We start from the raw sequence: 23,574 nt of genomic DNA, 5'->3' as shown, positions 1-23,574 counted from the left end.
TCGAGCGCGCCCCGCCTCAGTCGCGCCCGGACTGCTCGCGGTGAGCGAAGGCCGCCCGCAGGTCCGGCTCGTCCACCGCGCGGATCCCGCGAACGGCCACGGAGGTCAGGTACGTGCGGTCGTCCCCCGCGACGCCGGCGCGCCTCGCCAGGGCGCCCAGCAGCCGCTGCCCGGCCGGGGAGGCCCAGCGCGAGTACGGATGCACCTCCACCCGCGCGATGGCGAGACAGCTCAGCGTGAGGGCCAGCGGCAGCGCGAACCAGAGCGCGACCAGGTCGCGGGGCATGTCGGGGGTGGCGGGGAGCAGCAGCGCGGTGGCGCCCAGCGCGAGGACGAACGCGGCGGCGGCCCGCACCTGCCGCACCCCGGCCGCGACCGTCGTACGGGCTCCGTCGGGCACCGCGAGACCGGCGCGGACCAGCCGGTCGGCGAGGCCGCCCACCGCGTCGGCGGCCGCCGCGGCGGCCCGTACCGGGGCGATCCGGGACTGCCCCTCGGGTCCGATGGCCCCTATGACCGACCGCTCCATCTCGTCACGCCCGCGCGGGTCCACGACGGTCGCCCAGCCGGTGCGGGCGAGCAGCAGCCGCCGCTGCCGCGCCATGGAGACCATGGTCAGGTCGGCGACCCGGCCGGGGCCGCCGGACAGGAAGGCCGCCTCGTAGAGCGTCAAATCGTGGTTTCGGCCCGCGTGCTCGTCGACGGTCGCCGCCCGCACGGCGGCCAGGCACAGCCGTGTGCACGAGGCACCCGCGACGGCCCACGCCAGCAGCAGGAGAAGCACCCAGACCATGCCGCGTTTCTATGCCATGCGCACCGCGGAACACCATGCCCTGTTCACCATCCGGACCCGGTGTTGTGGATATGTGACGTTCCGCTTGCCTTCGCCCCGGCCTCAGGAGCCGGGCGGCGGGCTGGCCACGGCCGGCGGGAGCGTATAGGTGGCGGCCGGTGACGGCGTCACCGGCACGGCGGCCCCGGGGTCCGTCGTCGGGCCCGGCGGGCCGGGGGAGCGGGTGATCGGCGGGGTGCTGCCGGCGGCCATGTCCCGGGCGAGGGCGTCGAAGTCGACGTACCCGGTGGCCTCCAGGATCTTGATGTGGTCCAGCACGGTGGTGTTGGCGTCGTCGGCGAGCTCGCGCACCAGCGAGTTGCGGGTACTGGCCCGCACCTGGGCCACGACGGAGAACACCCGTCCGTGCGCGAGACGCAGGATGTTGGCGAACTTCCAGTCGTACTGCTCGCCCCGCGCCGCGTCGAGCTCGCTCAGCCAGCCCTGCTGCTGCTCGTTGGGCTCGTTCGGCAGCGCGAGGCCCAGCCGGGAGGCGACGGTACGCACCCGCTCGTCCAGGAAGGTGTGCCCCTCGACCAGGTGCCGGCCCGCCGTCCGTACGGCCTCGGTCGTGCCCTTGGCCTCCGCCTGCTGACCGGCGGGCAGCTCCCACAACCCCGCCAGCCGGACCTTGGTGACGAACTCCCGGTCCAGCGCGGACAGCGGCCCGTACTGTGTCGACACCGTCTGCGCGTTCAGCACGTCCACTCCGGTGCCCGACCGGTCGGCGTACGACCAGATCGGGAAGACCAGCGCCGCCAGGGTCGCCGCCAGGCCCGTGATGATGAGCCCGGTACCACTGAAGATGCCTCTGCCCTTGACGGGGGGTCGGGGCCGCATGGGTGCCTCCTGCCAGCGGCACTGCACGTTAGTGCGCTTCGGTTGCGGGACTGGCATGTTACTGCGCCGTCCCCGCCAACTGCCTTATGGAGGCGAAGGGTTACGAATGGGGCGCGACGGGCGAAACCGCAGGGCCCGGAGGGGTGCCAAAAGGGGAGGAAGCGTGAGGGAAGGGCGAGGAAGCGGTGGTGGCGCGTGTCGTCCGCGGTGGGGTGTTAACCCTGGCACATTCGGGCGGCCGGGGGTTCGGATCCCTTGGATCCCGCAGGTCCCTCACCGGCGGATCAACGACCGTCCCACCCGCCCCACCTGTTCCAGCCGTGACTTCGGTCTCGGTGCGGGTCCCGAGCGGTCCAGCCACCAGCGGCGCAGTTCGCGTCGGGACCGGCCCTCCGCCGATCGTCCGCCCGTGAGCAGCTCCTCGGCGAAGTCGAGGGCGTCCTGCCGATAGCCGCCGCGCATCGGGTGCCCCTGTGCGTAGGTGACGAACGCGGTCCGGTACCCGCTTCCGAGGATCAGCGGCAGTTCCGGGGCCACCTTCGCCACCACGTCCGCCCGCTTGGCCGCCAGCGCCCGGGCCTGTACGCCGAGTCGCACCCGGTCGAAGCCCTCGGGGACCGGTGTCCCGGCGACGAGCGCGGACAGGAGCGCCGCCTGGGCGAGGCCGAGGCGCTGACGGGCGGCCTCGTCGTGGACGATCGGTTCCGCCTGCCGGGCGGCCGGGGCGGAGCCGCCCCCCGTCACGGCCCCGGCCTCCGTCTTCGTCTCCGTCTTCGTCTCCGTCTTGGGGCCCGTCCGCGCTCCCGTTCCCGTTCCCGTCCCCGTCGCGCCGCGCATCGTCCCGCCGATGGCGACGGCTTCCCGGATGGCGCCCAACTCCCGCTCGAGCTCCACCGGTTCAGGGAAGTTCTCGTCCCGCTCCAGCAGCACTCCCGGAAGCGACGCCCGGGAGGCGAGATCGGTGAGGATGTCCAGGACCGGCCGGGGCACCGGGTGGGCGTGGCTGTCGTGCCAGACGCCGTCCCGCTCGACGCCGCCCGCGACATGCACGTAGGCGATGGCCTCCAGGGGCAGTTCGGCGAGCGCCTTGACGGGATCCTCGCCCCGGTTGACGTGGTTGGTGTGCAGGTTGGCCACGTCGATGAGCAGCCGTACGCCCGTGCGGTCGGCCAGCTCGTACAGGAACTGTCCCTCGGTCATCTCCTCGCCCGGCCACGCGACGAGCGCGGCGATGTTCTCGACGGCGAGCGGCACGGGCAGGGCGTCCTGTGCGATGCGCACGTTCTCGCACAGCACGTGCAGGGCGTCGCGGGTGCGCGGGACAGGCAGCAGATGCCCCGCCTCGAGCCGCGGGGACGCCGTCAGCGGGCCGCCGGCGCGGACGAAGGCGATGTGCTCGGTGACCAGCGGCGAGCCCAGTGCCTCCACCCGCTCGGCGAGCGCGGCCAGCCGGCCCGCGTCGGGCCGTTCCGCATCGCCGAGGCCGAGCGAGACGCCGTGCGGGATCACGGTGACGCCGCGCTCGCGCAGCCGTAGCAGGGAGTCGGGCAGGTGCCCGGGACACACGTTCTCGGCGACGGCCTCGACCCAGTCGATGCCCGGCATCCGTTCCACGGCGTCCGCGATCTCCGGCCGCCAGCCGATCCCCGTTCCCAGTCGCCTCATGGTCCCCGCCTCCTTCACGCCCCCTGCGTGGTGACGGTGGTATGGCCCCGCCACCGCCCCCCGAACCGTCCGCCGCCCTCCTTCAGAGCAACATTTGAGGTTCGGGCGGCCGTGCCCTGTCGGGCGGCCGTGCCCTGTCGGGCGGCGGGGCGCCGGGTCCTTGGACGGTGGGGTGGGGTCCTGCGCTGCCGAGGGCCGGGGCGGCACGGTTCGCGGGCTGCCGGAGCAGCGGGCCGCCCGGTCGCCGGGCTGGTGGGTCCGCGGGTTACGGGGTACGGGTCCTCAGGGCCGGGTGGTCCGCGACGACCGTGCAGCTGCCCGGGGCGATCTCGGTGAAACCCGCGTCGCGCACCAGCGGTAGTCCGCTCTCCGTCAGCTCACGCCACCGCCGTGGCTCCGCGGTCCGCACGGCGAGCGGAAAACCCGCCTCGCGCCAGGCGGTCCGCTCCTCGTCCGACAGCTCCCACCAGGCGAGCTGCGCGCCGTGCCCGGCCTGCGCCATCGCCTTCCCCGCGGACATGGCGACGTCCGGGTTCTGCCAGATCACCGGGGCCGTCGGGTCGATGTCGACGGGCGGTTCCGGGTCGTCGAGGTCGGTTCCGGAGACCTGGAGCCTGGCCAGGTCCTTGGGCCAGCCGTCCAGCGGGACGGGCGGGAAGACCCGTACCTCCGCCGCCTTGCCCGTGACCGTGATGCCGGGCAGTGTCTCCGCCCGCCGCCACTCGGCGCCACGCGCCCGCCGCACCACCTTGCGGATCCGGGCGTCCTGCCAGTCCCGCACGGCCGCCGCCCACTCACCCTCGCCCAGCGCCCGCTCGTCCGCCAGGAGCGTCAGCACGGCGCGCGCGGCCGTCTCCAGCGCGTCCGTGCGCGCCGGTGGGGCGGCCCGCTCGATCCGGACCACCAGGGGCAGGACGAACTGCGGAGCCTCGTCCCGCGTCGAACGCTCGGAACGGAAAGGGCTGTCGCCGGGAACGGCCGGATCACTGGTCACGTCCTCCAGTCTGCCAGGTGGAAGATCCATGCATCCGCGAGGGAAAGGACGGTCCGCATGCCGCGTGAGCTACGGCTGGAGGCCGTGGGCCGCCGCTACGGCGTTCGTGGCCCCTGGGTGCTCCGCGAGGTGCACCTGCACCCGGCGCCGGCCACCCTCACCCGGGTCGAGGGCCCCAACGGGAGTGGCAAGTCCACCCTTCTCCGGCTGCTCGCCCGCGTCGACGCCCCGACCGAGGGCAGGGTCACCGGCGCGCCCCGCACCGCCTACGTCCCCGAACGGTTCCCCGCGGCCCTCCCCTTCACCGCCCTCGGCTACCTCACCCATCTCGGCGCCGTCCACGGCCTGTCCCGAACCGCGGCCGAGCGGGCTGCGGGCGCCTGGCTGGACCGCTTCGGCGCCACCGCTCACGCCCACACCCCGATGAGCCGGCTGTCCAAGGGCAGCAGCCAGAAGGTCGCCGTGGCCCAAGCACTCCTCGCCGAGCCCGAGTTGCTGATCCTGGACGAGGCCTGGACCGGTCTCGACACCGACGCGCGCGCCGAACTGGAACGGGCCGTCGCCGAGCGGACCGCCGCCGGGTCGGCCGTCGTCTTCGTGGACCACGACCCCCGCCGGCTCGTCGGCCGGGCGGACGCCGAGTACACGGTCCGCGACGGCACCCTGCACCGCCGTACCGCGACGCGACCGACCGCCGCCCCCGAGGGCCCGCGCACGACCGTCGAGGTGTACGGCCCGACCGGGCCGCTCCCCGCGGAAGCGCTCCGGCTGGCCACCGCCGCCGAGGAGACGGCCGACCGCACCCACCGGCTCACCGTCCCCGCCTCCCACTCCGACGTCCTGCTCCGGGCTCTGCTGACCGCCCGCCCACCGTGGCACGTGGTGAGCGTCCGTCAGGACGGGAGCCCCCGATGACGGCCCTTCTGCGCTACCAGACCGCGCTGCTCGTGCGCTCGCAGCGCTGGCTGCCCCCGTTCCTCCTGTACGCCGTCTTCCTGGGCGTCGGTGTGCAGGGCGGTCAGCCACTGCTGGACTCGCTCGGCTACACGGCCGCGTTCCTGCTGCCCGTCGCCGCCTGGCTGGTGCGGATCTGTGTCGCCAACGAGCCGCCGGCCGCCCGCACCGTCGTCGCGGCGGCGGCCGGGCCCGGCCGGGCGCACCTGGCCTGTGTGCTGGTCGCGCTGACCGCGGCCGCCGTGCTCGGTACGACGGCGACCGTGATCGTCACGCTCATCAGCGACCCGGTCGGCAGCGACCACCGGAAGCGTGTTCCCGTCCTCGAAGCCGCCGGCGCCGGACTGCTCGCCGTCCTGACCTGCGCCCTGCTCGGCGCGGCCGTCGGCGCGCTCACCGCCTGGCCCGTGCTGCGCTCACCGGGCCGGGCGGTCCCGGCGCTGCTGCTGGCGGCCCTGCTGGCGTTGGTGGTGACCGGTTCCCCGGCGCAGGCGGCGGTGAGCGCTCTGGTCGGCGGTTCCCACTCGGCGACGGTCCACGTACCGCTCCTCCCCCTGGCCGCGGCGGCCCTGCTGAGCGCCGCCGCGACGGCCGCGGCCTGCGCGCTCACGTCCCGCCGCTCGCCGTGACGACGGAGGCGACGCGAACGTCACCCCGAGCACGCGGTCCTCTGGGCCTCCTGCCACTCGCACACCGGGCACATGGTGATCCCCTTGTACGACTCCGGATACTCGGTGGGCTCTCGGCACAGCACACACTCGGCGTACGGCGGCCCCTCCGCCCGGGGCGGTGTGGTCGCGTCGATCAGGCAGTACTCCCGGTCGCTGTCGTCGTCGCTCATACCTCCAGCGTACGGAGACCATGACGGCATGACGGCATGACGGCATGACGGCATGACGGCATGACGGCATGACGGCTTACGAAGCGACGCCGATGGGCGTGCGGGGCCTTTGCCGTCGCTCATCGTCGTCCGCTCGCCGTTCCGATCAGCTCGGACACCTTCACGAACCGGTACCCCTGTCGGCGCAGCTCCGGCACGACGCTCCGGACCGCCCGTTCGGTCGTCGGGGCGGCGCTGCGCGTGCAGTGCATGACGACGACGGATCCGGGTCGGACCCCTTCCAGCACCTGCCGGGCCACCGCGTCCGCGTCGGTCGCGAACGCGTCCCCGCTCACCACGTCCCACTGCACCGCGGTGATGCCCAGGCCGCTCACCGCACGCAGCGCACGGTGGTCGTAACAGCCGCCGGGGAAGCGGAAGTACGGCATCGCGTCCGGCACCCCGGCCTCGCGGAAGGCCGTGTACGCCCGCTCCACGTCCGCGCGCATCCGGTCCTCGGGGACGGTCGGCAGCCCGTAGCAGTCGTCGGTGAAGGCGTAGTGGCTGTAGGAGTGGTTGGCGACCTCGAAGCGGGGGTCGCGGCCGAGGGAGCGCGCCTGGTCCGGGTACTCCTCGGCCCAGCGGCCGGTCATGAACACGGTGGCCGGCACCTTCAGCGCCCGCAGCGCCGCGATCAGCCCCGGGTTGTCGAAGTGCTCGCCGGCCGCCGCGCGGGCCCCCTGGTCGGCGGTCATGTCGGCGTCGAAGGTGAGGGCGACGGTCCTGTCGGCGGTGCGGGGCGCGTTGCGGAAGACGGGGGTGAGGCCGGCCGGGCCGGGGGCCAGCGTCGGGGGCCGGGAGGGGGCGGCGGAAGCGTGCGAGGGGGCGGCCGGCGGGACGGTGCGAGGTTGCTGAGCGGCGCCGCAGGCGGTGAGCGGGGCGAGGGCGGCACCGAGGGCGCAGAGGGCGGCCAGTCGGCGTACGGGAGGCATCATCGTACGAAGGTATGAGCAGCATATTGCTGTTTGTGTGCAAATATGACCGCGCCTTTGGCGGTGTCACCCGCCCGGGCTCTCGCTCACCCGGGCGGGCGGAAACGCGGGGGTCAACGCCGCCAGGGCCCTGTGACCGCGAACGTCGTGCCCGGGGTGTAGCAGTTGACGTACATCGTGTCGCCGTCGGGGGAGAAGGTGACGCCGGCGAACTCGCCCCACTCGGGGGCCTCGGGCGTCCCGATGTTCTGGCGGCCCCGCGCCATCGCGTACACCTCGCCCGACCTGGTCACCCCGAAGACGTGCTGGGCGCCGCCGCCGTCCTCGCAGACCATCAGACCGCCGCTGGGCGCGAGGCAGATGTTGTCCGGGGACTCGCCCGGGAGCTGCACGTCCGTGTCCGGGCCGAACACGATGACGAGGGTGAGGCGGCGGCGCTGCGGGTCGTACCGCCAGATCTGGCCGAAGTGGTCGGCCGCCGAACCGTCCGAGCCGCGCGCGAACGACGACACGAAGTACACGCACCGTCCGCCCCAGTAGCAGCCTTCGAGTTTCTGGGCGTGCGTGATGCCCTTCCTGCCGAAGTCCTGGAGACGGACCGGGGTCTCGACGGCGAGGGGGTCCGGCACGTCGACCCACTCGATACGGTCGAAGGTGGCACCGGTGTCCTGGATCGAGGACAGGTCCGGTACGCCGGGGACGCGCATCGCCTGGAGACGGCCGCCCGCGCGCAGCGAGCCCACCCCGCCCAGCGGTTTCTCCGGGAGGAAGCGGTAGAAGAGGCCGAACGGCTCGAGGAACGCGTCCTCGGTCTCGTAGACGATTCCGCGGTGCGGGTCGACGGCGATCGCCTCGTGCTGGAAGCGGCCCATCGCGGTCAGCGGGACGGCCCCGCTGCGGCGCGGGTCGGATGGGTCGACCTCGAAGATGAAGCCGTGGTCCTTGGTGTAACCGTTGGTGCCTGCCTTGTCCTCGTTCTCCTCGCAGGTCAGCCAGGTGTGCCACGGGGTGGGTCCGCCCGCGCAGTTGACGGCCGTGCCGGCGATGGCCACCCGCTCGGAGAGCACGTTGTTCCGGGAGTCGAGCGTCAGGGCCGTACAGCCGCCCTTGCCGGCCGGGTCGTAGGTCAGACCTTCGACGGTGGGGACGGGGAACTTCGCGGTGGGGCGGTTCTCGTGGTTGCGGACCAGGTGGACGCGCCCGCCCCGGCCGGGCAGGGCCGTCATTCCGTCGTGGTTCGAGGGCACCGGGCCCTCGCCGGAGCGCAGCGGGTCGCCCTCGCGGGAGAGGACCCGGTAGCGGAAGCCCGCGGGGAGGTCGAGCAGACCGGCCGCGTCGGGGACGAGGGGGCCGTAGCCGTCGTGGCCGAGGCTCTGCGCGGCCGCGGTGCCCGCGAAGAGATCGGACAGGGCGCCGGTGAACGCGATGCCCGCACCCACCCCCAACGCGCCGGTACCGGCGAGGATCTGACGTCGTGTCGTAGACATGGGAAAAACCTTCCTGCTGGCGGACAGGAACTGTGATCCCGCTGTGTCTATCACCCGCGGTGCGCCCCGGGAACCACGCGCGTAGCACGTGTCACTCCGCGTGTCATCGCGCGCGTCACTCCTCCACGGCCTTCGGGGAGGGCGGCGGGGGTGGGGGTGGCGGCGGCTGCTGTTGCTGCGGAGGTTGCGGCTGCTGTGGTGGTGGGGGGAGTGGTTGCTGGGCCTTCTCCAGGAAGCGCAGCAGTTCCACCGGGAACGGCAGGACGAGCGTGGAGTTCTTCTCGGCGGCGACCGCCACCACCGTCTGGAGCAGCCGCAACTGGAGCGCGGCGGGCTGCTCGGACATCTCCTTGGCGGCCTCGGCGAGCTTCTTCGACGCCTGGAGTTCGGCGTCCGCGTTGATGATCCGCGCCCGCCGCTCACGGTCGGCCTCGGCCTGCCGGGCCATCGAGCGCTTCATCGTGTCCGGCAGGGACACGTCCTTGATCTCCACCCGGTCGATCTGCACGCCCCAGCCGATGGCGGGGCTGTCGATCATCAGCTCCAGGCCCTCGTTGAGCTTCTCCCGGTTCGACAGCAGGTCGTCCAGCTCGCTCTTGCCGATGATCGAACGCAGCGAGGTCTGCGCCATCTGCGAGACGGCGAAACGGTAGTCCTCGACGTTGATGAGCGCGGCCGCCGCGTCCACCACCCGGAAGTACACGACGGCGTCGACCCGCACGGTCACGTTGTCCCGGCTGATGCCCTCCTGGGCGGGAATGGGCATCGTCACGATCTGCATGTTGACCTTGCGCAGCCGGTCCATGCCCGGGATGACCAGGGTGAAGCCCGGCGGGCGGACCTCGCCGCGCAGCCGGCCGAGCCGGAGGACCACCCCGCGCTCGTACTGCTTGACGACCCGCGCCGCCGCTCCGACATACACGAGAGCTCCGGCGGCGACCGCCGCGGCCGCGCCCAGTATTTCCTGGAGCATGACGACCTCCTCGCCGAGAGGCCAGTAAGAGCGATTCATGCCTGCTCTGTAACGATATGCCCGCCGTGCGGCCCGGGGCCACGCCCCGGGCCCCGGGCCGCACGGCGAACGGGGGGCCGGGCTACACGGCCGTCACCGGTTCCGTGACCTTCACCGGCTCCGTGCCGACCGCGCTGTGCCGTTCGGCCCAGGACTCCAGGGCCGTACGGCAGGCGTGGTCGAGATGGTGCAGACCGGAGAGGTCCACCTCGACGGGGCGGTCCTGCGGGAGGGCCTCCAGGCTGTCGAGGATCTTCGGCAGACGCAGGAACGTCGCGTTGCCCGACAGGTACGCCTGGACGGGCCCGGCGCCCTTGTCGACGATCTCCAGCCTGATGTGCGAGGCCTCCCAGGCCGTCTTCGCGACGGCCAGCGCGAGACCGATGAGCACGCCCTCGAACATGCTGACCGCGACGATCGACACGGCGGTGACGACCAGGATCAGTGCCTCGCCGCGGTGCTCGCGCCACAGCCCCACGAGCCCCCGCACCGGCACGAGCTTGGCGCCCGCGTGCACGAGGATGCCGGCCAGTGCCGGGATGGGGATGTACGCCAGCACGTCAGGCAGCAGGGCCGCGAACAGCAGCAGCCACACACCGTGCAGCACGCGCGACGCCCTGGTCCGCGCGCCCGCCTGCACGTTGGCCGCGCTGCGCACGATCACCGCGGTCATCGGCAGCGCGCCGAGGACTCCGCAGAGCGCGTTGCCCGCGCCCTGCGCCATCAGCTCCTTGTCGTACTCGGTGCGCGGACCGTCGTGCAGCCGGTCCACTGCCGCAGCGCTGAACAGCGACTCGGCGGAGGCGATCAGGGTGAACGCGACGATCGTGCCGAGCAGGCCGACGTTCGCCAGATCACCGAAGGCGCTCAGCGACGGGGGCTGGACGGAACCGAGCAGCCCCTGCACCTCGACGGTGGCCACGGGCAGGTTCAGCAGCAGGGCGGAGAGCGTCGCCAGGCCCACCGCGGCGAGCGGACCGGGCACCGTACGCACCTTCGCCGGCAACCGCTTCCACAGCACGAGCACCGCGATGGTGCCGGCGCCGATCGAGAGCGAGGCCAGCGCGGCGGCGCTGCCCGCCGCGTCCACGAGGGCCCCGGGCAGCCCGGCGATCTTCCCCAGGCCGGACTCCGGTGCCTTGGCGCCGACCACCGCGTACAGCTGGCCGGCGATCAGCACCAGGCCGATTCCGGCCAGCATGCCCTCGACGACCGAGACCGAGATGGCCCGGAAGTAGCGGCCCAGCTTCAGGGCGCCCATGGCGAGTTGCAGGGCGCCCGTGGCGAGGACGATCACTCCGAGGGCGGGCAGGCCGAACTCCCGCACCGCCTCGAAGACCAGCACGGTCAGTCCGGCCGCCGGACCGGACACCTGGAGGGAGCTGCCCCGCAGCATGCCGGTGACGATGCCGCCGACGATGCCGGTGACGAGCCCGAGCTCGGCCGGCACGCCGGAGGCGACGGCCACGCCCACGCACAGTGGCAGCGCGACCAGGAAGACCACGAGAGAGGCGGCGAAGTCCTGCTTCAGGTGGGGGAACCGGGATATTCGCCCGGTGGGCCGCCGGCCCGTCGCGGCGCTCACAGCGCCTCGAAGCCGTCGGTGTCCACGCGGTGCTCGCGCACGGCACCGGTGTGCACCTCGTAGTACCAGCCGCGCACCCGCAGCCGGCCGTCCGCCAGCCGCTTCTCCACGCAGGGGTAGGAGCGCAGCCGCAGCAGCTGGGCGAGCACGTGGCTCTGCACCGCGCGCATGACCGTCGGGTCGTCGGGGTCGGTGACCCCCGGTTCGTCCGCGGCGTGCGCGAGCCAGTCGCGTACGGCGGGGACGCCGTCGAGGTCGTCGCCGCGCACCAGCGCGCCGACGGCACCGCAGTGCGAGTGGCCGCAGACGACGACGTCCTGGACGCCGAGCACCTCCACGGCGTACTCGATGGTGGCCGCCTCGCCGGTGGGGCGGTCGGCGCCGTAGGGAGGCACGATGTTGCCCGCGGTGCGCAGCTCGAAGAGCTCGCCGGGCCGGGCGCCCGTGATCAGGGCGGGGACGACCCGCGAATCGGAGCAGGTGATGAAGAGGACCTGGGGGGACTGGCCTTCTGCGAGCTTGGCGAACTCCTCAGGGCGCTGTCCGAACGTACGGGCGTTGTCGATGAGGGGCTGCATGACGTGGTGACTCCTCCTGACGCGCGGTGGGGGCGCGTCGGGTGTGCTGGAACTGCGGGAAACAGGACAGGTGGGGGAACTGCTGTTCTGCTCCGCTCTCAGCAGCGGAAGACCTGGAGTGCCGCCGGGGAGTGGGCCGTCGAGGATCTCGACGAGCGGTGATGGGGGTCGCCGGACCGTGCCGGTTGGTGCGCGGCCGCGGGATCCTGCGCCAGCAGCGCGCGCTCGGGTTCCTGGGGCGCCGGGCCGGCCGAGGTGGAGGCCCGGTGGCGGTCGCGGGTGCGCAGGGGGTCGGCGGGGGTCCCGGACCGGTCGCAGTCGCGGAAAGTGGCGATCTCGTCGCGCATCGCTTTACCGGAGAGCTTGATTCCGGGCTGGGTCTTGGCCTCGGCCTGACGCACCGTATGCGCGTGTGCGAAGGATGGCGCGGGTGCGAAGAACGGGAGGGCGAGCAGGACGGCGGCGAGGAGCGAAATGACGGTCCGGGCCGTCGTGCCTCGGAACATGCGCCCCCCTCAGGTCCGTTCACGCCTCTAGTCCAGACCAACGGTTGGTCAACCACTGGTCAAGAAACACGTTAACCCTGCGAAGTTGTTTGCAGGGTTAACGTGACGTTTCGAGAGAGAGTGCGCCTCAAAAGGGAGGGGTTTCTGGCGCGAACCGACTCTTGACCCAGAGGCCAAGATCGTTTATTGGGGGGTCTACTGAGGCTCGACGAGCCGCTTGGCGTCGCGTGCCAGTGCGGTGAGCCGGGAGATCGCGCGGAAGTACTTCTTGCGGTAGCCGCCGTTCAGCATCTCCTCGCTGAACAACCGGTCGAAGGGGAGCCCGGCGGCCAGGACCGGGACCTCGCGGTCGTAGAGCCGGTCGGCCAGGACCACCAGCCGCAGAGCCGTCGACTGGTCGGGTACCGCCCCCACGTCCGTGAGGCAGACCGCCTTCAGGCCGTCCGTCAGCGCGCCGTAGCGGCTCGGGTGGACCTTGGCGAGGTGCTCCAGCAGATGCGGGAAGTCGTCGAGCGAGGCGCCCTCGGTGGCGTACGCCGCCTTCGTCACCTGCTCGTCGGAGTACGGCGCCGGGGCTTCGGGCAGACCGCGGTGGCGGTAGTCCTCGCCGTCGATGCGCAGCGCGCGGAAGTGCGCCGACAGGCCCTGGATCTCACGCAGGAAGTCGGCGGACGCGAACCGGCCCTCGCCGAGCTTGCCGGGCAGGGTGTTGGAGGTGGCGGCCAGTGCGACACCCGCCTCGACCAGTTTGCCGAGCAGCGTCGAGACGAGGACGGTGTCGCCCGGGTCGTCCAGCTCGAACTCGTCGATGCACAGCAGGCGGTGCCCGGAGAGGGTGCGTACCGTCTGCTGGAAGCCGAGGGCGCCGACCAGGTTGGTCAGTTCGACGAAGGTGCCGAAGGCCTTCAGGGCAGGCTCGGCCGGGGTGGCGTGCCACAGGGACGCCAGCAGGTGGGTCTTGCCCACGCCGTAGCCGCCGTCCAGGTAGACGCCACGCGGCCCGGCGGGAACCTTGGGCGCCTTCGCCCTGCCGAAGCCGAGGAAACCCCGTTTGGCGGTACCCGTGGCGTGCGCGCCGCCGAGTCCGGCCGCGAAGCCCTCGAGGACGCCGACCGCCTCGGTCTGGGTGGGCTGGTTCGGGTCCGGGATGTACGTGCTGAAACGGACCGAGTCGAAGCGCGGCGGCGGCACCATCTCGGCGACCAGCCGGTCCGCGGGGACATGCGGCTGACGGGTGCAGAGGGACACCGGGGCCGCGTCGGCTATCGGGCCGAGGCCGGGGGCGGGGGAGGAGGACGACACGGTTCCCCATGCTACGGGGCGTGCCAGACTGCCTGGCATGCGACGGCTGTTCCCTGTGACCGACCAGACAGTGACGACCGACTCCGGCGGCAGGCCGCCCGGGGCTCCCGGCGACGGGGGCGGCGCGGCGGCGGACCGTGAGTGGAGCCTCGACGAGCTCGCCGACGCCTACGGGTATCCGGAGCCCGGGCCCGGAGAGCCGCGGCCCTGGCTGCGGGCCAACATGGTGTCCACGCTCGACGGCGCGGCCCAGCACGACGGGCGCTCCCAGCCCATCTCCACCGCCACCGACATGCGGATCTTCGGCACGCTGCGAGGGCTCGCGGACGTGGTGGTCGTGGGCGCGGAGACCGCGCGCCTGGAGGGGTACCGCCCGGCACGCGCGCGTGCCGAGTTCGCCGAGCGGCGCGAGGCGGCCGGGCAGGGGCCCGCGCCGGCCGTCGCGGTGGTCAGTGCGAGTCTCGACCTGGACTTCTCGCTCCCGCTCTTCACCTCCCCGCTGGTTCCCACCCTGATCCTGACGGGTGCCGCGGCGGCCCCCGAGAAGGTCGCGGCGGCGGAGAAGGCGGGCGCGCGCGTGGTGATCGCCGGCGACGGCATGGGGGTCGAGCCGGCCCGGGCCGTACAGGCTCTCGCCGAACTCGGGCACACGCGGCTGCTGACGGAGGGCGGGCCCCGGCTGCTGGGTCAGTTCGTCGCCGCCGGGGTACTGGACGAGCTCTGCCTGACCCTCTCGCCGATGCTCACCGTCGGCGACGCGCAGCGGATCACGGGCGGGCCGTCGGTCGTGGTTCCGCGGCGGTTCGCCCTGGTGTCGCTCCTGGAGGAGGAGGGTTTCCTGTTCGGCAGGTATGGGCGGCCGTGATGCCGGATACGAGTCCGAACGTCACCGTTGACCCTGAAACGGCGGAATCAACCGTTCCGCTTAGCGTCCGACGGGCACACTGAATCTCGCAGTCCCCGTGCGATCACGGGGCAGGATGGTTTCCGCAGGGCCGCGAACGGCCCACGGAGGAGCGAGGGCCACGGGGGTCCTCGAAGGAGAATGGGGCGCTGGTGTTCACAAGCGTTTTGATGATCGAGAAAGCCCTGACGTCCGCCGACGTGGAGTTCGTCAGCACCTTGCACGGGGACGAGCCGGTCTCCTTCCATGTGCTGCTCCAGCCGCGCGGCGACCAGGCGGACCGCTTGCTGCGGGCCATCGACGACGTGGCTCTCGGCGAACTCGACGAGGCGACGCGGGAGGGCGAGACGCCCGAGGGGGAGGAGGCGAAGGGGTTCGGTGTCCGGGCTCTGGAGGTGTCCTTGCAGGCGCTGCACGCGGCGGGCAGCGACGCGGTGGGGCGCCTCGTCGAGGACCATCCGCTGGACGCGCTGAAGTCCCTGGTCGCGGAGGCGGGGGCGGACGAGGTGATCGTTCTCACCGACCCCCACTACGTCGAGGAGTTCTTCCACCGGGACTGGGCCTCCCGGGCTCGGCACAAGGTGGGAGTGCCGGTGCTGAAACTCTTCTCGCACAGCAAGGCGTGAGCGGGCCGCCACTGAAGGGCGGGTGCGACGGGTGCGACCGGTGCGATGGGGGGTGCCCTGTCGCCGCCCGCGCCCGCGCCCGCAACGCGCGGCCGTACGCCGACACGTGGCGGCCGCACCTCGGTCCGGCACGGCCGCACCCCGGTCCCGTCCCGCGCCCCTGGGTGGGTGCGGTGCGCCCCGCGCAATAGGGTGGGGGCGCACCGAACCGTCGTAGCGCACCCTGGGAGAACACACATGGCACCCGGCCTTCCTACCGCCATGGACCGACCGCACTTCATCGGCATCGGTGGGGCGGGGATGTCGGGGATCGCGAAGGTTCTGGCTCAGCGCGGGGCGAAGGTGGCCGGCAGCGACGCCAGGGAGTCCGAGACCGCGGCGGCGCTGCGGGCGCTCGGGGCGACCGTGCACATCGGCCATGCCGCCGGGCACCTGGCCGACGACGCCAGCTGCGTCGTCGTGTCGTCGGCGATCCGCGCGGACAACCCGGAGCTCGCCCGCGCGGCCGAGCTGGGCATCCCGGTGGTCCACCGCTCGGACGCGCTCGCCCGGCTGATGGACGGGCTGCGGCCGATCGCCGTCGCCGGAACGCACGGCAAGACGACCACCACGTCCATGCTGGCGGTGTCCCTGTCCGAGCTGGGCCTCAACCCCTCGTACGCGATCGGCGGCGACCTCGACGCGCCCGGCTCCAACGCGCTGCACGGCGAGGGCGAGATCTTCGTCGCCGAGGCGGACGAGTCGGACCGCAGCTTCCACAAGTACGCGCCCGAGGTCGCCATCGTCCTCAACGTCGAGCTGGACCACCACGCGAACTACGCCTCGATGGACGAGATCTACGAGTCCTTCGAGACCTTCGCCGGGAAGATCGTGCCCGGCGGCACCCTCGTGATCGCCGCCGACCACGAGGGCGCGCGGGAACTGACCCGGCGGGTCGAGGGCGTGCGCGTGGTGACGTACGGGGAGGCCGAGGACGCCGATGTGCGGGTGCTGTCCGTGGTCCCGCAGGGGCTGAAGAGCGAGGTGACCGTGCTGCTCGACGGGCAGCGGCTCACCTTCACGGTCTCGGTGCCCGGCCGCCACTACGCGCACAACGCCGTCGCCGCGCTGGCCGCGGGCGTCGCCCTGGGCGTCCCGGCCGCGGAACTGGCCTCCGCCCTGGCCGCTTACACGGGCGTCAAGCGCCGCCTTCAGCTCAAGGGCGAGGAGGCGGGTGTCCAGGTCGTCGACTCCTACGCCCACCACCCGACGGAGATGACGGCCGACCTGGAGGCGATGCGCGCGGCGGTCGGTGACGCCCGCATCCTCGTCCTCTTCCAGCCGCACCTGTTCTCCAGGACCCAGGAGCTCGGCAGGGAGATGGGGCAGGCGCTGGCCCTGGCGGACGCCTCCGTCGTCCTCGACATCTACCCCGCCCGCGAGGACCCGATCCCGGGCGTGACCAGCGCGCTGATCATCGACGCGGCCCGGACGGCGGGCGCGGACGTGACCGCGGTGCACGACAAGGACACGGCGCCGGAGGTCGTGGCGGGAATGGCGAAGGCCGGTGATCTCGTTCTCACCATGGGCGCGGGTGACGTGACGGACCTGGGCCCGCGCATTCTGGACCGTCTTTCCCAGTGAGGGGCTGAGGCTCATGTCGTACGACGTCGAAAAGCCGGACGAGCAGTGGCGGGCGGAGCTGACGCCGGGCGAGTACGCCGTCCTGCGGCAGGCTGCCACCGAGCCCGCGTTCACCGGTGAGTACACCGACACCAAGGCCGAGGGGGTCTACTCCTGTCGGGCCTGCGGCGCCGAACTGTTCACCTCGGCCACCAAGTTCGAATCCCACTGTGGCTGGCCGTCCTTCTTCGACCCCAAGGACACCGACGCGGTGGAGCTGATCGAGGACCGCTCGCACGGGATGCTGCGCACCGAGGTGCGGTGTGCACGGTGCGGTTCGCACCTCGGCCATGTGTTCGCGGGCGAGGGGTACGCGACCCCGACCGACCAGCGCTACTGCATCAACAGCATCTCGCTGCGGCTGGCGGCGGACGGCGAGGGCTGAGGGCGGAGAGCCGACGGCGGACGGCGGGAGCCGCCGGCGACGGCCGGCGGCTCAGAGCTGCTTCCGCTGCACCAGGGCCGACAGCACCAGCATCCCGGGCACCATGGGCAGCCAGACCGTCAGGACCCGGTAGCCGATGACCGTCGCCGTGGCGAGGGGCAGCGGGGTGCCGTAGCCGGCCAGGGTGAGGACCAGGGCCGCGTCGACCGGTCCGATGCCACCCGGTGCCGGGACGGCGCCGGCCGCGGTGCTCGCCGCGAGGAACGCGAAGAGCAGCTGCGGCCAGGAGAGGGGCAGGCCCAGCGCCGTTCCCACCGAGGCCACCACGCTCGCCTGGATCAGCGGCGCCGCGGCCGCTCCGCCCCACAGGGGGAGGAAGCGGGCGGGGCGGGTGTGCAGATGCCGGGCGTCCGTGAGGGCCGTGCGCACGAAGTCCAGGGTGGGCCGGCGCAGCGGCCGAACCAGGACGAACAGCGCCGCTCCCGCCGCGGGGGCCAGCAGCAGGCCCCCGGCGGCCAGGAGCAGCGTCCGTCCCTCGGGGAGCAGCCTGGCGGGCGGCACGGCGCCGGGTGCGGCGAGCAGGAAGATCAGCACGACGGGGGTCTTCGCCACGGCTCTGGCCAGGGAGTACAGGGCGATCGATGCGGTGGCGCGGCGGAGGGGGACGCCCTGGCGTTGCAGGAAGCGGACCGTGACCGCGTGGGCGCCTATGCTCGCGGGCAGTATGTGGTTCGCGGCGCCCGCTGCGATCTGCGAGGCCACCAGCAGCCCCGGTGGCAGCCGGTCCGGGATCGCGCCCTGGCGGACACAGGCCGCGGCGACCGAGCCCAGGTAGGTGAAGAGGAGCCCGGCCAGCAGCCACCAGGGATCGGCGGTGGCCAGCAGGGCGGTGCCGTCGCGCACGGCGTGCCAGTCGACCGCCGCCCACACCGCGAGCAGCAGGATCGGGGACAGGGCGAGGGCCCGGCGGGTGGCGGTGGCGGCCAGGGGCCGGCGGCGGTCGTCCGCGAGCGGTGGCTGAGGCGGGGGCGGGGACGTGGGGTCGTCGAGGGGCAGCAGGGACACGGCGCACGTCGTCCTTCCGCGTGGTGACCGCGCACGGCGGCGCGACGGATCGGGCCTGGGGAGGGGACGGGGAGGTCGTTCCCCTCCGGTGTGACGGTGCGGTGTCCGTAAGCCGACGGAGTGCGGGCCGAAGGGCGACCGCGGTGCGGTGGGGCAAGGTGCGGTGGGGCAAGGTGCGGTGAAGCGGGGGAGTGCGATGAGGCTGTGGGATTTCTGCCCGTACCCCTCGCGGTTCATCCCGGGCGCCTCCCGAGGTTCACCGGCCCGCAGTACTGCCGGCCCCTTCCGGCCGCCCCACTCGTGCCGAGACCGCCCGAGCGACTTCAGCCGTCGCGACCCGTGCCACTTCCGCCGAGACCGTCCGCCACGTCCGCCGACAGGCGTTCTCGGGTCCGCGTGAGTCGGCGGTCGGTCCGCGTGAGTCGGCGGTCGGTCAGTGCACGGCCGGGGTCGGGGGCAGTGTCACCGTGAAGACCGTGGCTCCCCCCACCTCGCCCACTTCCAGGGAGCCCCCGTGCGCCCGCACCAGGGACCGGGCGACCGACAGGCCGAGGCCGCTGCCGCCGCGGTCACGGCTGCGGGCCTTGTCGACGCGGTAGAAGCGGTCGAAGACGCGGTCGCGGTCGCCGGGCGGGATGCCGGGGCCCCTGTCCGTGACGTGGACCCGTGCCGTGCTCGGCGAGACGGCGACCTCGACGGAGACCGGGGTGCCGGCCGGCGTGTGCACGGCCGCGTTGGTGAGGAGGTTGTCCAGGACCTGGCGGACCCGGTGCGGGTCCATCCGCAGCGGTACGGCGGCCGGGCCCGGCGACACCGTCAGCGGATGGCCGGGGTGGCTCGCGCGGAACGCGTCGGCCGCCTGCTCGACCAGCTCCACCAGGTCGGCGTTCTCCATCCGCAGGGGTGTCTCCACCTCGGCCGCGTCCAGACGGGCGAGCAGCAGGAGATCGTCGAGGAGGAAGCCCATCCGGGCGGCCTCGGCGCGCAGCCGGGCCAGGTGCTTGTCCCGTTCCTCGGGCGCGTTGGCGGCCGCGTACTGGAAGAGGTCCGCGTAACCGCGTACGGACATCAGCGGCGTGCGCAGTTCGTGCGAGGCGTCGGCGACGAACCGGCGCAGCCGTTGTTCCGCCTCCGCGCGCACGGCGAGGGAGTCGTCGATGTGCTCCAGCATCGTGTTGAAGGCCGTGCGCAGCTCCTCCACCTCGGGGCCGCCGCCCGGCCCGTCCGCGCGGAGCGGGAGGCGGGACGCCGACTCGGTGAGGTTGTGCGAGGTGATGCCGTGCGCGGTGTGCGCCATGTCGCTCAGTGGTTTCAGGCCGCGCCGCAGCAGGGCCCGGCCGAAGACCACGAGGGCCAGCAGCGCCAGGCCGAAGGTGACGACCTGGATCGTGATCAGGTGCCGGACGGTGTCCTCGAGGTCGTCCATGGGCGCGCCGCTGACCAGCACCACTCCGGGCTCCACCGCGCAGGCGCGCAGCCGGTACACGCCCTTGCCCGCGAGGTGCGCGGTGCTCAGCACCTCCGTGCCGGCGGCTGTCTGCGCCGTGGCCAGGGCGGTGAGGTCGTCGACGTCCTCGGGCACGTCGCCGGGGTCCTCGGGCTTGCGCAGCACGGGCTTGCCGTCCCGCACGTCGTACACGGCGTAGTACCAGCCCCAGTACTTCTTCCCGGTCAGCGAGCCGGAGTCCACGATGCTCTTGGACTGCGCGACCTGGGCGATCCCGAGCTGGTCGTCGAGCTGGGCCGACAGGTAGTCCCGCATGTAGGTCGTCAGGGCCGTGCCGACGACCGCGAACACCACCAGCGACAGCGCGCCGAGACCCAGCGCCAGCCGGGTGCCGAGCCGAAGTCTGCGGTACGACTGCCAGAGCCGGCCGATCACTCGGCCGCCTGCCGGATCACGTACCCGAATCCGCGCACCGTCTGGATCAGCGGGTCGTCGCCCGTCGTGTCGAGCTTGCGGCGCAGTCGGCTGACGACCAGCTCGACGACGTTGGAACGGCCGCCGAATCCGTATTCCCACACGTGGTCGAGGATCTGCGCCTTGGTGAGCACGGTCGGCGACTTGCGTATCAGATAGCGCAGCACCTCGTACTCGGTGGGCGTGAGCGTCAGCAGCCTGCCGCCGCGCCGGACCTCCCGGGTGTCCTCGTCCATGGTGAGGTCCGCCACCCGCAGCACGGAGCGCTGGGCGCCGGGACCGACGCTGCGCCGCAGCACGGTCCGCAGCCGGGCCATCAGCTCCTCCACGGCGAACGGTTTCACCAGGTAGTCGTCCCCGCCCCGGGTCAGCCCCGCGACCCGGTCGGCGACCCCGTCGCGCGCCGTGAGGAAGACCACCGGCACCATCGTGCCGCTGTGCCGCAGCCGGTCGAGCACGCCGAAGCCGTCGATGTCGGGCAGCATCAGGTCGAGCACCACGATGTCGGGACGGAACTCGGCGGCACGGCGCAGCGCCTCCGCGCCCGAGTTCGCGGTGACCGCGTCCCAGCCCTCGTAGCGGGCGACCGTCGCCACGAGATCGGCGATCGGCGGGTCGTCGTCCACGACGAGGAGTCGTACTTTTTCCACCTGCACATAGTGCGCCACACATCCCGCGGCGCCAGACCCGCGTCCCACCCGTACGCGAATCGATAAGATCTTGAAAGTTGTACGACAGGAAAACGACAGCGAAGCACGGAGAAGCTCTGTGTTCTGAGGACCCGATCTAGGAGTTTCCGTCCGTGACGACCGTCCAATCGCCTCCCGTGCCCCCCACGGCGATACGTCCCAAAGTAGTGGCCCGCACCGGCCTGTACGCCGTGCTGGCCGCGAACGCGGCCGTCGTGACCCTCTTCGCCGTCCAGGCCGGCTTCGCCTCCAACGCGCTGGTCGTGATCGGCCGCTTCGCCGGCCTCTACGGCGCTCTGCTGATGGCGTTCCAACTGCTGCTGGTGGCCCGGCTGCCCTGGCTGGACCGCCGCATCGGCATGGACCGGCTGACCAATTGGCACCGCTGGACCGGCTTCGGCCTGCTCTGGACGCTGGTCGGCCACGTGGTGTTCATCACCTTCGGCTACGCCGAGTCCTCGTCGATGAACCCGGTGAGCCAGCTCGTCGACCTCGCCGAGACCGTCGAGGGCGTCCTGCGCGCCGCCGTCGCGGTGGTGCTGATCCTCGTCATCGGCGGCGTCTCCGCACGCTGGGCCCGCCGTCGCCTCGCCTACGAGACCTGGCACTTCATCCACCTGTACACGTACGTCGCCGTGGTACTGGCCTTCACGCACCAGGTCGCGGTCGGTACGACATTCACCGCGTCGTCCGCCGCCACGGCGTACTGGTACGCGGTGTGGGGCGTCGCCCTCGGCTCGGTGTTCCTGGGCCGGCTGGTCCTGCCGCTCTGGCGGAACTGGCGTCACCAGCTCCGCGTCGAGGCGGTCGTCCCCGAGGCCGACAACGTCGTGTCCGTCTACATCACCGGCCGTGACCTGGACAGGCTGCCCGCGCGGGCCGGCCAGTTCTTCCTGTGGCGGTTCCTGACCAAGGACCGCTGGTGGCAGGCCAACCCCTTCTCCCTGTCGGCCGCGCCCGACGGCACCCGGCTGCGCCTCACCGCGAAGGCGGCGGGCGAGGGCTCCGCGGGACTGCGTCACCTCGAGCCCGGCACCCGCGTCTTCGCCGAGGGCCCCTACGGCGCCTTCACCGCCATGCACCGCACCCGCCCCGAGGCCCTGCTCATCGCCGGCGGCGTGGGTGTCACCCCGATCCGGGCGCTCCTCGAGGAGATCCGCGGGCACGCGGTCGTCATCTACCGGGTGGCAGGCGAGCGCGATGCCGTGCTCTACGACGAACTGCGCGAGCTCGCCCTGACCAAGGGCGCCGAGCTGCACCTGGTCACCGGGCCGCCGGTGCCGGACCGGCTCGCGCCGCGCGAACTCGCCGCGCTCGTGCCGGACATCGCGGAGCGGGACGTCTTCCTGTGCGGACCGCCGCCGATGATGAACGCGGTCCTCGGCACCCTGCGCGAGCTGGACGTGCCCAAGCCGCAGATCCACTTCGAGCGCTTCAGCCTGGCGGGATGAGAGATACGAGGAAGTCACCGTGATGAAGCGAGCAATACCTGTCCTGGTCCTGTCCGTGGCGGGTCTGATCCCGGTCTGGCGCTACGAGCCGTCGACCGGTACGACATCGACCACCGAAGCCGCCTCGACCCCCTCCGTGTCCTCTTCCGCCTCGTCCTCGGGCTCCTCCGGATCGACCACCTTCACCGGCACGACCGTGACCACGGAGAAGGGTGACGTGCAGGTCCAGGTGACCTTCGAGGGCGACAGGATCACGGCTGTGAGGATGCTGAAGCAGCCGAATCATCCGCAGACGACCGCGGCGGTGCCCAAGCTGATCGCGGAGACGCTGACGGCGCAGAGTGCGGACATCGACACCGTGTCCGGCGCGACCCTCACGAGCGACGGCTACAAGGAGTCCCTCCAGGCCGTGATCGACGCGAAGGGCGCCTGAGGTGCACCGCGTCGAACACGTCATGGGGTTCCCGGTCTCGCTGCGGGTCGACGACACCGTCGTCCCCGACGAGGCCGTGGACGCCGTGTTCGCGTGGCTGCGCGAGGTCGACACCCGGTTCAGCCCGTTCAGGGCCGACAGCGAGGTCTCCCGGTACGGCCGGGGCGAGCTGTCGGCCGGCGGGCTGAGCGCCGACCTCGTGGAGGTCCTTGGCATCTGCGAGCGGTACCGGGTCGCCACCGGCGGCGCGTTCGACGTCCGGCTGCCCGGCCGCGGACTCGACCCCTGCGCGGTGGTCAAGGGCTGGTCCGTGCAGCGGGCGGCGGAGTCGCTGACCGGTGCCGGACTCAGCCGGTTCTGCCTCAACGCCGGGGGTGACGTGGTCGTCTCCGGCGGGCCCTGGCGGGTCGGCGTACGGCATCCGGAGATCGCCGACCGGCTGTGCACCGTCCTCGACCTCACCGACGGGGCGGTCGCGACCTCCGCCCGCTACGAGCGCGGCGACCACATCGTCGACGGCCGCACCGGCCGCCCGGCCACCGGCCTCGACAGCCTCACCGTCGTGGCGCCGACCCTGACCGAGGCCGACACCGTCGCCACGGCCGCCTTCGCCATGGGCGCGGAGGGCGTCGAGTGGGCCGCCACGCTGGACGACTGCGAGGTGTACGCCGTACTGCCCGGCGGGCGCGTGCTGCGCACCGGCGGGTTCCCGACGGCGGCGGCAGCGGCCGCGTGAGCGTCGAGGCGGGGGCCCTCGGAGCGGCCGTGTGGCTGCTCGGGTGGGGTGCGACGGTCCTCGCATGGACCTCGGGTCGGGGACGCCGGCCGCTCTCGCGCCCCCGACGCCGGTGCCGCTGAGGCACCTCGGGTC

The 23,574-nt window shown here is 72.7% G+C and carries 24 protein-coding genes; 9 read left to right on the top strand and 15 right to left on the bottom strand.

The window, feature by feature from the left end; all coding sequences use genetic code 11:
• Positions 1-16: 16 nt before the first annotated feature.
• The 4 genes from ACIPFH_RS25460 to ACIPFH_RS25445 all read right to left on the bottom strand — a co-directional run bounded on the left by ACIPFH_RS25460 (position 17) and on the right by ACIPFH_RS25445 (position 4,361).
• Positions 17-793: a TIGR04222 domain-containing membrane protein gene (locus ACIPFH_RS25460; protein WP_356256997.1), complete on the bottom strand. Its 777-nt coding sequence runs from the start codon at positions 791-793 to the stop codon at positions 17-19.
• A gap of 102 nt (positions 794-895) precedes the next feature.
• A complete protein-coding gene (locus ACIPFH_RS25455; protein ID WP_401829724.1) occupies positions 896-1,672 on the bottom strand; it encodes a DUF4142 domain-containing protein in 777 nt (258 codons plus the stop codon).
• A 273-nt stretch (positions 1,673-1,945) separates the two neighbouring features.
• On the bottom strand, positions 1,946-3,337 hold the full coding sequence (locus ACIPFH_RS25450; RefSeq protein ID WP_401829722.1) for a DUF692 domain-containing protein: 1,392 nt from the start codon (positions 3,335-3,337) through the stop codon (positions 1,946-1,948).
• A 265-nt stretch (positions 3,338-3,602) separates the two neighbouring features.
• Positions 3,603-4,361: an aminoacyl-tRNA hydrolase gene (locus ACIPFH_RS25445; RefSeq protein WP_401829719.1), complete on the bottom strand. Its 759-nt coding sequence runs from the start codon at positions 4,359-4,361 to the stop codon at positions 3,603-3,605.
• Between the two features lie 27 nt (positions 4,362-4,388).
• Here ACIPFH_RS25445 and ACIPFH_RS25440 point away from each other — a divergent pair, with 27 nt between their 5' ends.
• A complete protein-coding gene (locus tag ACIPFH_RS25440) occupies positions 4,389-5,246 on the top strand; it encodes an ATP-binding cassette domain-containing protein (protein ID WP_401829718.1) in 858 nt (285 codons plus the stop codon).
• Positions 5,243-5,914 carry an ABC transporter gene (locus tag ACIPFH_RS25435; RefSeq protein WP_401829716.1) on the top strand — a complete coding sequence of 224 codons (672 nt, stop codon included), beginning with the start codon at positions 5,243-5,245 and terminating at the stop codon, positions 5,912-5,914. Before ACIPFH_RS25440 ends, ACIPFH_RS25435 begins: the two co-directional genes overlap by 4 nt.
• A 20-nt stretch (positions 5,915-5,934) precedes the next feature.
• Here ACIPFH_RS25435 and ACIPFH_RS25430 read toward each other — a convergent pair whose 3' ends face one another.
• The 8 genes from ACIPFH_RS25430 to zapE form a co-directional block, all read right to left on the bottom strand.
• Positions 5,935-6,126 (bottom strand): hypothetical protein, encoded by a 192-nt coding sequence (locus ACIPFH_RS25430; protein ID WP_356257015.1) that lies wholly within the window; start codon positions 6,124-6,126, stop codon positions 5,935-5,937.
• A 119-nt stretch (positions 6,127-6,245) separates the two neighbouring features.
• Positions 6,246-7,100, bottom strand: a complete 855-nt coding sequence (locus tag ACIPFH_RS25425; protein ID WP_401829714.1) for a polysaccharide deacetylase family protein — start codon at positions 7,098-7,100, stop codon at positions 6,246-6,248.
• Positions 7,101-7,210: 110 nt separating this feature from the next.
• A complete protein-coding gene (locus tag ACIPFH_RS25420) occupies positions 7,211-8,584 on the bottom strand; it encodes a PhoX family protein (RefSeq protein ID WP_401829713.1) in 1,374 nt (457 codons plus the stop codon).
• Positions 8,585-8,699: 115 nt separating this feature from the next.
• The gene (locus tag ACIPFH_RS25415; protein ID WP_401830222.1) at positions 8,700-9,557 is read right to left on the bottom strand and encodes a slipin family protein; all 858 of its coding nucleotides are present in this window, start codon (positions 9,555-9,557) and stop codon (positions 8,700-8,702) included.
• A gap of 121 nt (positions 9,558-9,678) precedes the next feature.
• Positions 9,679-11,181, bottom strand: coding sequence for a SulP family inorganic anion transporter (locus tag ACIPFH_RS25410; protein ID WP_401829712.1), 1,503 nt, complete (start codon positions 11,179-11,181; stop codon positions 9,679-9,681).
• The gene (locus ACIPFH_RS25405; protein WP_401829710.1) at positions 11,178-11,759 is read right to left on the bottom strand and encodes a carbonic anhydrase; all 582 of its coding nucleotides are present in this window, start codon (positions 11,757-11,759) and stop codon (positions 11,178-11,180) included. The genes ACIPFH_RS25410 and ACIPFH_RS25405 overlap by 4 nt, the downstream gene beginning before the upstream one ends.
• Positions 11,760-11,857: 98 nt before the next feature.
• Positions 11,858-12,265, bottom strand: a complete 408-nt coding sequence (locus ACIPFH_RS25400; RefSeq protein WP_401829707.1) for a hypothetical protein — start codon at positions 12,263-12,265, stop codon at positions 11,858-11,860.
• A 195-nt stretch (positions 12,266-12,460) separates the two neighbouring features.
• On the bottom strand, positions 12,461-13,606 hold the full coding sequence (gene zapE / locus ACIPFH_RS25395) for a cell division protein ZapE (protein WP_401829704.1): 1,146 nt from the start codon (positions 13,604-13,606) through the stop codon (positions 12,461-12,463).
• Here zapE and ACIPFH_RS25390 point away from each other — a divergent pair.
• The 4 genes from ACIPFH_RS25390 (at position 13,605) to msrB (ending at position 17,144) form a co-directional block, all read left to right on the top strand.
• Entirely contained in the window at positions 13,605-14,432 is an 828-nt protein-coding gene (locus tag ACIPFH_RS25390; RefSeq protein ID WP_401829701.1) for a pyrimidine reductase family protein, read from the top strand. The two genes, zapE and ACIPFH_RS25390, sit on opposite strands and share 2 nt — an antisense overlap.
• A gap of 191 nt (positions 14,433-14,623) precedes the next feature.
• Positions 14,624-15,097 (top strand): indole-3-glycerol phosphate synthase, encoded by a 474-nt coding sequence (locus ACIPFH_RS25385; protein ID WP_401829700.1) that lies wholly within the window; start codon positions 14,624-14,626, stop codon positions 15,095-15,097.
• A gap of 237 nt (positions 15,098-15,334) precedes the next feature.
• Positions 15,335-16,720, top strand: coding sequence for a UDP-N-acetylmuramate--L-alanine ligase (gene murC / locus ACIPFH_RS25380; protein WP_401829698.1), 1,386 nt, complete (start codon positions 15,335-15,337; stop codon positions 16,718-16,720).
• Positions 16,721-16,733: 13 nt separating this feature from the next.
• A complete protein-coding gene (msrB, locus tag ACIPFH_RS25375; RefSeq protein WP_356254366.1) occupies positions 16,734-17,144 on the top strand; it encodes a peptide-methionine (R)-S-oxide reductase MsrB in 411 nt (136 codons plus the stop codon).
• 51 nt (positions 17,145-17,195) lie between these two features.
• On the opposite strand, the gene ACIPFH_RS25370 is transcribed toward msrB, so the two are convergent.
• From ACIPFH_RS25370 to ACIPFH_RS25360, 3 genes are all read right to left on the bottom strand, one after another.
• The gene (locus tag ACIPFH_RS25370) at positions 17,196-18,209 is read right to left on the bottom strand and encodes a YbhN family protein (RefSeq protein ID WP_401829696.1); all 1,014 of its coding nucleotides are present in this window, start codon (positions 18,207-18,209) and stop codon (positions 17,196-17,198) included.
• Positions 18,210-18,642: 433 nt separating this feature from the next.
• Positions 18,643-20,091 carry a sensor histidine kinase gene (locus ACIPFH_RS25365; protein WP_401829693.1) on the bottom strand — a complete coding sequence of 483 codons (1,449 nt, stop codon included), beginning with the start codon at positions 20,089-20,091 and terminating at the stop codon, positions 18,643-18,645.
• The gene (locus ACIPFH_RS25360; RefSeq protein ID WP_356254375.1) at positions 20,088-20,780 is read right to left on the bottom strand and encodes a response regulator transcription factor; all 693 of its coding nucleotides are present in this window, start codon (positions 20,778-20,780) and stop codon (positions 20,088-20,090) included. Before ACIPFH_RS25360 ends, ACIPFH_RS25365 begins: the two co-directional genes overlap by 4 nt.
• Before the next feature lie 152 nt (positions 20,781-20,932).
• Between ACIPFH_RS25360 and ACIPFH_RS25355 the strand changes: the two genes are divergently transcribed.
• From ACIPFH_RS25355 to ACIPFH_RS25345, 3 genes are read left to right on the top strand one after another with little or no spacing between them, the layout of a single operon-like run.
• Positions 20,933-22,270 carry a ferric reductase-like transmembrane domain-containing protein gene (locus ACIPFH_RS25355; protein ID WP_401829692.1) on the top strand — a complete coding sequence of 446 codons (1,338 nt, stop codon included), beginning with the start codon at positions 20,933-20,935 and terminating at the stop codon, positions 22,268-22,270.
• 22 nt (positions 22,271-22,292) lie between these two features.
• Positions 22,293-22,703 carry an FMN-binding protein gene (locus tag ACIPFH_RS25350; RefSeq protein ID WP_356254444.1) on the top strand — a complete coding sequence of 137 codons (411 nt, stop codon included), beginning with the start codon at positions 22,293-22,295 and terminating at the stop codon, positions 22,701-22,703.
• Between the two features lies 1 nt (position 22,704).
• Positions 22,705-23,439 carry an FAD:protein FMN transferase gene (locus ACIPFH_RS25345; RefSeq protein ID WP_401829690.1) on the top strand — a complete coding sequence of 245 codons (735 nt, stop codon included), beginning with the start codon at positions 22,705-22,707 and terminating at the stop codon, positions 23,437-23,439.
• Positions 23,440-23,574 lie beyond the last annotated feature (135 nt).

The sequence above is a fragment of the Streptomyces sp. NPDC088157 genome, from assembly GCF_044741545.1.
GTDB lineage: Bacteria > Actinomycetota > Actinomycetes > Streptomycetales > Streptomycetaceae > Streptomyces.
Note: the sequence above shows the minus strand (reverse complement) of the source record. Positions and strands in the feature narration are given on the sequence as shown.